This is a genomic window from Streptococcus pluranimalium (assembly GCF_047785745.1).
Classification (GTDB): domain Bacteria; phylum Bacillota; class Bacilli; order Lactobacillales; family Streptococcaceae; genus Streptococcus; species Streptococcus pluranimalium_B.
This window is the reverse complement of record NZ_JBLOJT010000056.1, coordinates 1-10,858: the sequence shown is the minus strand read 5'-3', so window position 1 is coordinate 10,858 and position 10,858 is coordinate 1. Positions and strand designations below refer to the sequence as shown.

Below are 10,858 nucleotides of genomic sequence, written 5' to 3'. Positions count from 1 at the left end.
TGGTTGAACCACTCTCGAAGATTGGCTAAGGATGTTGAAAATCGGTATCATCAGAGGTTGCTTTTGTCAAACTATCACACATTAATCGTCTTTTAAGGGCTTTATAACTTTGTGAATACAGGTTCTAAGATTCTTAGGAACACCTTGTGAGGACAATACGACAAAATTAATCTCGTTTACGAGCTACCAATTTTTATCCTGCTTCTACATCTTCTCTTCCAATGCCACGTCTGGATATTTGTCTGCAAACCAGCGAAGGGCAAAGTCATTTTCAAAGAGGAAGACTGGTTGATCGTAACGATCTTTAGCTAGGATGTTTCGGCTTGAACTCATGCGTTCGTCAAGGTCTTCTGGTTTAATCCAACGTACAGTCTTTTTACCCATTGGTGTCATGACTACTTCTGCGTTATACTCGCCTTCCATGCGGTGTTTGAAAACTTCAAACTGAAGTTGACCAACGGCACCAAGCATATACTCGCCTGTTTGATAGTTTTTATAAAGCTGAATAGCACCTTCTTGCACCAATTGCTCAATCCCTTTGTGGAAGGATTTTTGTTTCATGACATTTTTAGCAGCTACTTTCATGAAAATCTCTGGTGTAAAGGTTGGTAGTGGTTCAAATTCAAACTTGTTTTTACCAACTGTTAGGGTATCTCCAACTTGGTAAGTTCCAGTATCATAAACCCCAATGATATCACCAGCAACAGCATTTTCTACATTTTCACGAGATTCTGCCATAAACTGAGTCACGTTTGAAAGCTTAACGCCTTTACCTGTGCGAGAGAGATTAACACCCATACCGCGTTCAAATTCACCTGAAACGATACGAACAAAGGCAATACGGTCACGGTGACGGGGGTCCATGTTAGCTTGGATTTTAAAGACAAATCCAGAAAAGTCCTTATCTAGCGGATCAATCATCTTATCTTCAGTAGTCTTATGACCATGTGGTTCTGGCGCAAATTCCAAGAAGGTATCAAGGAAGGTCTGTACACCAAAATTGGTAAGGGCTGAGCCGAAGAAGACAGGTGTTAAATCACCATCAAGAATAGCTTCTTGTGAAAAATCATTACCTGCTTCACTTAAAAGCTCAATATCTTCTTTAGCTTGTTCATAGAAGGGATTGTTGGCAAAAAGCGTATCACCATCAGCAATTTCCGCAAAGCGTTCATCACCTTTATACAGCTCCAAACGTTGGTTATGAATATCATAGAGCCCTTCAAAAGCACGTCCCATACCAATTGGCCAATTCATAGGATAAGAAGCGATTCCTAGAACTTCTTCTAATTCTTCCAAAAGATCTAATGGCTCACGACCATCACGGTCCAATTTGTTGATAAAGGTAAAGACTGGAATGTTGCGGTGTTTGACAACTTCAAAGAGTTTTTTAGTTTGCGCCTCGATACCTTTAGCAGAGTCTACTACCATGACAGCAGCATCCACAGCCATAAGGGTACGGTAGGTATCCTCTGAGAAATCCTCGTGTCCAGGAGTATCCAAGATATTGACGCGTTTGCCAGCGTAGTCAAATTGCATAACAGATGATGTTACCGAGATCCCACGTTGTTTTTCAATGTCCATCCAGTCAGATTTGGCAAAATTTCCTGTTTTTTTCCCTTTGACGGTCCCCGCTTCACGAAGCTCACCACCAAAATAGAGTAATTGTTCTGTAATCGTTGTTTTACCAGCATCCGGGTGAGAGATAATGGCAAAGGTCCTGCGGCGTTTAATTTCGTCTTGAGTTGACATAGTTATCCTTTTCTTGTCAGTTAAATTGATTGATTTAGATTAGTTGTTGCATTGATTTTTGCTTTGACTGCAACATAAAAAGAGCTGCACCAGTGGCAACTCTTTTATTATAGCTAAATCAAGTCTGTCTAGCAAGTCAGACTCTCACTGCCAAACGTTCAACTTCCCTTGACATAAGAGCTTGAACCAATGTCATTAATATAGCGATGACTAGACTAACTATTAAAACGTTTAAGATCCCATTTTGACTGGCTAAAATAGGCGTTTCTCGTAAAAAACCATAGTTAGCTTGTAAAATCAAGTCAGCAAGACCAATCACCATATTCATAATAAATGTTATTTGAAGAATGTTTTTAAACGAAAGCTGGACACTAGAGTTGTTCTGATAGAGGTAAGTCAGGGCATTGATTAGCAAGGCCATGTGTCCAAATACATAAGACAAGATGGTCAGATGAGGAAATGGATAGGGATCAAAAATAGGATAGGAAAGAGCACAGATAGCACCTGCAATTCCCAGATAAGCAAAATAAGCCTTTAACTTCCCCTTGGGTAGAAAGAGAATGGCTAGGGTCGCAATGCGGCAATGGTAAAAAGGAAGAGCTTCTGTGATATCAAAGTGAGCTAAGAGATACCAAGAATACAAGGCAATAATCTGACAATACTGCACTCTCTTCCAAAATGTTTGGTAAGCAGGTATCTTATAACAAATCCGTGTCATACCAATAGAAAGAAGGATTAAACTCATAAGAAAACTGTAAACAACCGGTGTTACTCTCGGAGCATGACTAGCTGTCCCTGTTAAGATTGACATAATGTTGAACATAGGTACCTACTTAGTATTTTCTAGACTTGCTACTATATCAGCCAACTTCATGGAGTTACTACCTTTTAGTAAAATTTGGTCATTAGGCTCTAGCATTTCTTGAATCTTTGCTAAAAGATGACTAAATTGGTCCTCTGTAGCCGTCTTTTGATAATAATAAACATGTCCTATCGGAAACATTTGACTCGCCAGTTGAGCTAAATCTGCAATATCTTGACCATAGAACAAGACCGTATCAATATACTCAGGAGACAAACTCATAATCATTTCATTGTGAAGTTGGACAGATTGTTCTCCCAATTCTTTCATATCAGCTAGTACAGCCACTTTTTTACCTCCTTCATTTTTAGGGATACTTGAGAAGGTCTCTAAAATCAGCTTCATGGCTGTTGGATTAGCATTGTAAACATCTGATAGGATATCGGCACCGTTGGCAGCTTTTTTCCACTCGGTACGATTCTTCGTAAGTTCTAAATCCTTAAAAGCTTGATAAATATCTTGATCAGATAACATCAATAATTTAGCCACATAGGCTGCTACCATCGCATTTGTGGCATTGTATTTCCCAGTGACAGGAAGAAAAACGGATTCTTCTAAAAAATTAGTCTTGAAGGTTAAAGATTCCTTGGCTTCTTGAAGTTCTGTAATAAAAATGTCTTCATCAGAACCAAATCGAATGGTCGTTTGCGTTTGTGGTAAGTAGGGGTTAATAATCGGATCTGCTGGAGCAATCAAGATACCATCGCTATCCATGCCATCCGTAATCTGCATTTTACCTTCCGCAATCTTATCACGACTGCCAAAGAATTCTAAGTGCGCTTCTGCTACCAGAGTCACAACGCCAATGTGTGGCTTGGCAATATCAGATAAAAGTTTAATATCACCAAGATGGTCCTGCCCCATTTCTAGGACAAGTTTCTCCGTATTATCTGGCATATGTAAAACAGTGTAAGGGAGGCCAATCTCATTATTGTAGTTACCTTGTGTTTTATAGGTGTTATAAGTTGTGGCCAGAAGCTGAGCAATCATATCTTTAGTTGTTGTTTTACCATTTGATCCTGTTACAGCAATGACATCAACCCGACTACGCTCGATATAATAACTGGCGAGGATTTGAAAAGCTGTCAAACAGTCATCAACTAAGAGATAAGGATGGCCTTCAACTTCTTTCTCAGAAAAAGTGGCTAAAGCACCATTCTCAAAAGCTATTTCAATAAAATCGTGACCATCACGCGTACCTTTCAAAGGGAGAAAGAGATCCCCTGCAGTTATTTTACGTGAATCAAACTCAATCTGACTCAAATCTACATCTTCAAATGCTGTGATATCATTTTTAGCGCCAACAACTTTGGCAACCTCATGTAATCGCAATCTCATCTTACAATCCTTCTTCTTGTTCAATAATGTTTCCATTATATCATATTTTTCCCAAAGCTCTTTCAATGAGAAGAGAGACTTCTTATCTAACTTATTTCATAAAAGTCATCTCCTCTTGCTATTTTCAAGACTTATGTTATGATGGATAGGATTGTTCTTTCAATCAACAGAGTAAATGATTTGCGTTAAGTGTATGTGAATGGGATGTTGTCACATAACGAAACGAAACGTGCGGTAAATCATTGCATCCGCTGTTAGTTATATCTAAGTTCCTCCTCAAAGAGGACTGGATAGACCTTAACAGCTCCACTATTTTTTAAGGAGCTTTTTTATTATGAAAACTTTATTTGCTTTTCCAAAACTAAGCGTACGCCGCTTAGCAACCATCGGGATATTACTAGCACTTAGCTATCTGATTGGTCGATTTTCCATCACCATTATCCCAAAACAATTGGTGCTTAGTTTCACTTTTATTCTCGAAAGCATTATCGGTAGTATTTCTGGACCACTACTCGCTTTTTTGACCTTGGGTATTTTTGATATTGTCGATACTATTTTCTCTGAGAAAGCTGGCATGTTCCTCATCGGTTGGACGATTATGGAAGCTATCTTGGGCTTCATCTACGGAGCATTCTTCTATGGGAAATCATTTTCTTGGTCGTCTAAGAAAGACTGGCTTTATGTGTCTCTAGCCATGACAGTCATTACTATCCTCGGAAGTTTTATCATGACACCTTGGTTGATCCAATACTATTATCATATCCCTATTTTGGCACAATTCATCGCAGGACGTTGGATTAAGATCTTTGAGATTCCGATTCGTATTGTAGTAACGATGACTGTTTTATCTCAATTAAGCCGTATTCCAGAATACCGCAAACTCTTAAACCCCAAAAATTAAATCTCAATGAAAATCTAAATCTGAAACCATTTAAGTACAAGGTGTAAATCTAGACGATTTACTAGGATAAGGAGACTCGAACCATAATTCTATATTCAGATTTTGAATTAAAATCAGTATAAATCTCGATCAGCGCCTCATCCTACGCTGATCTTATCAAACAAAAAAGTTTCCGACTGGAAACTTTTTTTATTGCAAATGACTTTCACGCTTGTCATGCATCTCTTGTGCTAAGCTGACCAACTCTTCAATCAAGTCAGCATAAGCTAGTCCCATATTTTCCCACAACAATGGGTACATTGACCACTGAGTAAAACCAGGCATAGTATTCAATTCATTCAAGAAGATATCACCAGATTCTGTATAAAAGAAATCACAACGTGATAAGCCACAACCACCAAGTGCTTTAAACGCTTTTTCAGCATAACGACGCATTTGCGTCATCACATCAGCTGGAATATCAGCTGGAATAGCCATGGTAATCTTGTTATCAATGTATTTAGCCTTGTAATCATAAAAAGCAACATCTTTAACAACTTCACCAGCTTCCGTCGTTTGAACTTCTGTATTTCCTAAAATACCAACTTCAATCTCGCGGGCATTAACACCTTGCTCAATCAAAATACGACTGTCAAACTTAAGGGCTTCACTAATGGCTTGACGAAGTTCTGCTTCATCTTCTGCTTTGGAAATACCGACAGATGATCCCATGTTAGCTGGTTTAACAAAGATAGGGAAACTTAATGTCGCCAAGCTATCTGAGATAGCCTTTTCTAAATCATCACCTTCGATGTAAACTGTGTAAGCAACTTGGGGAACGCCTGTAGATTCAAGAATCTGTCTGGTCGTGATTTTATCCATGGCTACACTTGATGACAGAACATTTGTTCCAACATAAGGCATTCCTAAAACTTCTAAGAACCCTTGCATAGAGCCATCTTCCCCCATTGGACCATGAAGAACTGGAAAAACAACTGCATTATCTTCATAAATATCAGATGGTTTAATTTTTTGTTCCAACTTGATGGTCTGATTGGTCATCAAACGTTCCGTCTCGTCAGGCTGACTGGTAAATTCCTGAGTTTTTATAAAGTCACCGTTTTGAGAAATGAAATAGGTCTTCACTTGGAATTTATCATAATTAACAGCTCGCATAACACTTTGAGCAGACAAGACGGAAACTTCACGTTCAGCCGAACGACCACCATAGAGCAATACTAATGTTTGTTTAGCCATAATAACTCTTTTCTATCATTATTTTTTATAATATTTTCGGCAAAATTCTAAAATACCGATACTGGTTGAACTGACGTTCCTTATTGTATAGTCCTTTGACTATAGTAAGGTCTCAATCCTTTTTATCATATCATAATTCCAATAAAAGACAAAGCTAAGTCAAAGAATTCTGACCGATTTTGAAAAAGAAAAGAGCCTAGATATGATGGCACTGCACCCCAATAATGGGACACAAGAAAAACACTTTTATACGACCGACTTTCTGTATTGAACAGGAGATAAGTCGTTTAATCGCTGTTGAATTCTAGTTTCATTATAAAATGTGATGTCATTTTTGACAATATCTGTTATACTATCCTTAGTTAAGTTTCTCCAGTTATGGAGATAGAAGGTTTCAGACTTTAGGACAGAATGGAACCATTCGATACAGGCATTATCTGCTGGTGTTCCTTTACGGGACATGGAGCGGATGATGCCTTTTTCCGTGCAAGCCTGAAAGTAAGCCTTTGAGGTGTAAACAGAGCCTTGGTCGCTGTGTAATACTGCACCTTGAGACAATTCCAGCTGATTCCAAAGCAGAGATAAGTGATGTCTGTGATGAGTTTCTCCAGTGGTTTACTTGCTTGAAAATGGCGATTTAATTTATGATCTGTCACATAGTATGGCTTTCCTAAATTGGGCGCCTTCTTAGGACGTGTACGACACAGCCAGCCCTTTTCTTTCATAATACGGTAAACCTTCTTATGATTGACCAAGAGACCATGGCTTTTCTTTAGTAATCGAGTAATGGTGCGATAACCGTAGATAAACCGATTTTCCGTACAAAGTTGCTCGATTTTTTCTACAAGACCGTCTCTCTCCTTAGGCTTCTCACTCTCAGATTTCCAACGGTAGAAGGTTGAGCGTTTGACACCGAAACAATCCAAAATAAAGGATACTGGATAGATTTTCTTATAGTCATCCACAAGCTTGATAAGACTTACTTTGTCGATTTTCTTATCAAGCTGTGATACTTTTTTAATAGATCCACCTGTAATCTCAACTGTTCTACTTCAGATAGTTGCGTCTTCCCTTTGCCGTATGTGTACTGTTTCCCTACGGGTTGGTGGAATCGATGGCGTTCTTCCTTCTCATACCATGTCATCCAAGTGTCGATTTGACTCTTATTTTTGATTCCCAAAGTCTCTTTGATAACTTTGTTAGACTTTCCAGCCTTTTTCATTTCGATACAGGCTAACTTAGTTTCTACCGAGTACGCTTTTTTGATCATAACAAAACACTCCTGTTTCTAGTTCACTAGTTTTCAATAGGAGTGTTTTTCTTATGCCTCATTTTATGGGTGCAGTGCCGATTTAGACTCTTCTCTTTTTATAGTTCTGTTCGATTTTCAATAGCCCGTAACAAGGTAACTTCGTCAGCATATTCAATATCTGAACCAACTGCTAAACCACGAGCCAGGCGAGTAACTTTGATACCTGCTGGTTTTAGAACCCGAGAAATATACATAGAGGTCGCCTCCCCGTCAGCCGTCGCATTGGTCGCAATAATAACCTCATTGACGGCACCATCCATCAAACGCGTAATAAGTGTCTTTAAATTAATATCATCAGGACTCACACCATTCATTGGCGAAATCAGTCCGTGTAAGACATGATAGAGCCCATGGTATTCTTGTATTTTTTCCATTGCCGATACATCCTTTGATTCTTCGACAACTAGAAGCACTGACTGGTCACGACTCTCATCGGTACAAATGTTACAAGGATCATCATCTGTCAAATTACCACAGACAGAACAATAAGTTAATTCACGTTTAGCCGCTAACAAGTTTTTAGCAAATTCATTAACATCTTCATCAGACATCCCAATCGTGTAGAAAGCTAGACGAGTTGCTGTCTTGATACCAATACCAGGTAATTTTGAAAAACTATCAATTAATTTAGCTATTGGTGTTGGGTATAACACGTTGTTTCCTCCAAGAAATATTATTGAGCATACTGAGACACATATAAATCAATGATGTCACGAGCTATGTATTGATGAATTTTTGAGAGATAATTAGAAGAATTAGGATACATGATACCAACAGCAATTTGATTATCCTGATCATAAGCAACTAGGTTTAAATTTACCGTACTTATTGTTTGACCTTTGTTATCTTTTGTAAAAGTCTCTGCTGTTCCTGTCTTTCCACTAATAACAGTATGTCGTCCTCTCATATCAGAACCTGTTGCAAGACTGCTATTACTATTAACGACGTCATAGAAACCTTGACGAAGAATAGCCATCTGTTCTGGTGTGATATTAACTTGATTTAGGGATTTAATATCAGTCTCTTTGATTAACTCACCCAAGTTATTATCATCTCGAGCACCATAAATACCTTCTACCAGATGAGCTGCCATTCGGTTACCATTATTAGAAACCGTTGCAGCGTATTGTGCTAACTGCAAAGTGTTGTAGTTATCAAACTGCCCAAATGCTTCTGTCAACGTATTTGATACCGTATAGTTTTTCGGCATAAAGCCTTCTGGAACGTTAGGAAGATCAATCCCAGTTGAAGTTCCCATACCATATTCAGCATTGGCTTTTCTAAGTTTTTTCATTGTTTCCTTGTAACCAGCTTCTGTTAATGGCATATTATAAGTATAATTTTGCCCCATCATACGCAGAGCTAGTTGGACCATATAAGTATTTGAGGAATACTCCAACGCCTGTGTCGCTGTTATAGGCATCGAACCATTTGTAAACCAAGACCTAATACTAGTACTGTCCCCAGCAAAAACAATAGGCATATCAATAAGAGTTTCGTTGCCAGCCAAGACACCATTTTGCCATCCAGCCGTCAAAGTAGCTCCTTTAACTATAGAACCCGGTGTAAACACTTCGTTGATAGTGCCTAGAGCATTTGTCTCTATTTTCCCACTATCTTTTTGATGTGATAAACCTGCCATAGATAAGATAGCTCCTGTTTGAGGGTTCATAGCCACTGCATAAATCCCATCTGAATAACTAGCACTTCCTGAAGCTACTTCCGACTCATAATAACGACGAAGAATAGCCTCAACTTCTTCTTGAAAATCTGAATCAATAGTTAATTTGAGATTATCGCCACGACTTCCTTTTGAAGTCATCTGCTCATCAATAACTTTGCCATTCTTATTCACAGTAATCGTCTTTGATTGATGCTTACCTTGTAAAACTGACTCGTATTGTTTTTCAAGATATGAAATCCCTACCCGATCATTCATGGAATAACCCTTTTTAAGATAGGTAGCAGCATCCTCCTGAGGAAGCCCCATTTTTTCACTAGAAATACGACCTAATAAAGGAGCTAGACTACTAGTACTATCCTCTCTATCCCAACCATCTGCTACTGTAATCCCCATCAATGTAGCGGCATTATCAGCAAGAGCTTGTTGTTGCTGCTCTGTTAAATCTCCAACGATTAATCGGCTAGTATCAAAGGTAGCTGTTCCATTCATCTGACTAAAAATAGCTACTTTTTTTAACGTTTCTTCATCAAACTCAATGGCTTGATCAGAAACTGCTGCTACAGCATTTTGATAAATTTCCCAAGAGGATAGACTATTATTAAATTTGTCATACTTTTGATCATGCGCAAGACCATCGACAACTTTATCAAAATGTTCTTTGGTTGCTAAATAATAATCAATCTTATCGCGTTTGCTTACCTTGGTTTCTGTCAAGGTAACTAACTGTGCTAATTGATTAGCCATATCCTTTAAATACTCAGCCGTCATAGTATTGCTGCGTGTGAATGTTAAAATTTTTTGACTTTTATTTTTAGCTAGCAACCTGCCTTTTACATCATAAATTTGCCCACGTTCTGTCGCTGTTGAAACTGTATAAGTCGTTGTTGCTCTGATTTTTTGAACATAAAAATCTTCATTGATCAGCTGCATATCAGCAAGACGAATCACTAAAATAGTAAACAAAACAACAACCGTCAAGAAAATCAAATAAAGCCTCCTTGCAATCAAAGGGAGGTTAAGATAATTAGTTTTTAAACGGTACAATAAATGTTTCAAGCTTCTTCTCCATGGCTGACAGATACTTTTTATTTTATCACAAATATTAGTTAATAACGATATTCTAAGCGTCATAATAAAAAAGATTTTAGGCATGACTAAGACAGTAGCACTAGAAATAGCTACTTTGAACAGCCTTACATCAAGCTGAGGAAAATATCGCTGTTACTTGCTAAGCAAGCTGTTACGCATCTTATCTAAACTTACCAAATACGATAAAATAAAGGTATCAATTTTGAATAAACTCTGATAAGCATTACCGTATAATTTCTGGGGTTCAAAACTCAAAAATATCACAGTAATGACTGACTGTTTGACCTTACCTACTCTGCTGATACAAGCCAAGTTTAGCCCATCTTAAGGTTCATTCATACTCGAAGGAAAGGAACTGCAGATAGAGCTGAAATCCATCAAGGTAAATGTGACAACGCCAGATTTTGATTTTCAATGAGTATTATTTAGCTATACAAAAATGAAATTACTTTGTGGCAACAAAAAAAGGTCCAAATAGACCTTTTTTTACACTATAAGAACAGACTAATATCTTCTAGGAAGCTTTTAACAAAAGATAACAGTTGATTACTATCAGGCAACTGTAGGGAAATACACTCACTTCTACCCAAAATGTCCACCCTTACAATAAACCACTAACAGACAGGCAAACTACGGTCTTGTCTGAGAACCTGTATTCACAAAGTTATAAAGCCCTTAAAAGACGAT

Annotated in this window: 7 protein-coding genes, 1 pseudogene and 1 riboswitch; of the genes and pseudogenes, 1 reads left to right on the top strand and 7 read right to left on the bottom strand. The window is 38.0% G+C overall.

Annotated elements, in window-relative coordinates; translation table 11 throughout:
- Positions 1-204: 204 nt before the first annotated feature.
- The 3 genes from ACMZ6U_RS06840 to ACMZ6U_RS06830 form a co-directional block, all read right to left on the bottom strand.
- Entirely contained in the window at positions 205-1,749 is a 1,545-nt protein-coding gene (locus ACMZ6U_RS06840; protein ID WP_416107381.1) for a peptide chain release factor 3, read from the bottom strand.
- A gap of 136 nt (positions 1,750-1,885) precedes the next feature.
- Complete coding sequence (locus ACMZ6U_RS06835) at positions 1,886-2,572, bottom strand: TIGR02206 family membrane protein (protein ID WP_416107379.1); 687 nt, start codon at positions 2,570-2,572, stop codon at positions 1,886-1,888.
- 6 nt (positions 2,573-2,578) lie between these two features.
- Positions 2,579-3,949 (bottom strand): UDP-N-acetylmuramoyl-tripeptide--D-alanyl-D-alanine ligase, encoded by a 1,371-nt coding sequence (locus tag ACMZ6U_RS06830; protein ID WP_416107377.1) that lies wholly within the window; start codon positions 3,947-3,949, stop codon positions 2,579-2,581.
- Between the two features lie 165 nt (positions 3,950-4,114).
- Positions 4,115-4,205, top strand: a riboswitch (THF riboswitch).
- A gap of 78 nt (positions 4,206-4,283) precedes the next feature.
- Between ACMZ6U_RS06830 and ACMZ6U_RS06825 the strand changes: the two genes are divergently transcribed.
- The gene (locus ACMZ6U_RS06825) at positions 4,284-4,850 is read left to right on the top strand and encodes a folate family ECF transporter S component (protein ID WP_416107375.1); all 567 of its coding nucleotides are present in this window, start codon (positions 4,284-4,286) and stop codon (positions 4,848-4,850) included.
- Positions 4,851-5,039: 189 nt separating this feature from the next.
- Here the strand turns inward: ACMZ6U_RS06825 and ACMZ6U_RS06820 are convergent, their stop codons facing one another.
- The 4 genes and pseudogenes from ACMZ6U_RS06820 to pbp2b all read right to left on the bottom strand — a co-directional run bounded on the left by ACMZ6U_RS06820 (position 5,040) and on the right by pbp2b (position 10,213).
- Complete coding sequence (locus tag ACMZ6U_RS06820; RefSeq protein ID WP_416107373.1) at positions 5,040-6,086, bottom strand: D-alanine--D-alanine ligase; 1,047 nt, start codon at positions 6,084-6,086, stop codon at positions 5,040-5,042.
- A 246-nt stretch (positions 6,087-6,332) separates the two neighbouring features.
- Positions 6,333-7,356 (bottom strand): annotated as a pseudogene (locus ACMZ6U_RS06815) (IS3 family transposase).
- Between the two features lie 98 nt (positions 7,357-7,454).
- On the bottom strand, positions 7,455-8,051 hold the full coding sequence (gene recR / locus ACMZ6U_RS06810) for a recombination mediator RecR (RefSeq protein WP_416107371.1): 597 nt from the start codon (positions 8,049-8,051) through the stop codon (positions 7,455-7,457).
- Between the two features lie 20 nt (positions 8,052-8,071).
- Complete coding sequence (pbp2b, locus tag ACMZ6U_RS06805) at positions 8,072-10,213, bottom strand: penicillin-binding protein PBP2B (RefSeq protein ID WP_416107383.1); 2,142 nt, start codon at positions 10,211-10,213, stop codon at positions 8,072-8,074.
- Between the last annotated feature and the right edge of the window lie 645 nt (positions 10,214-10,858).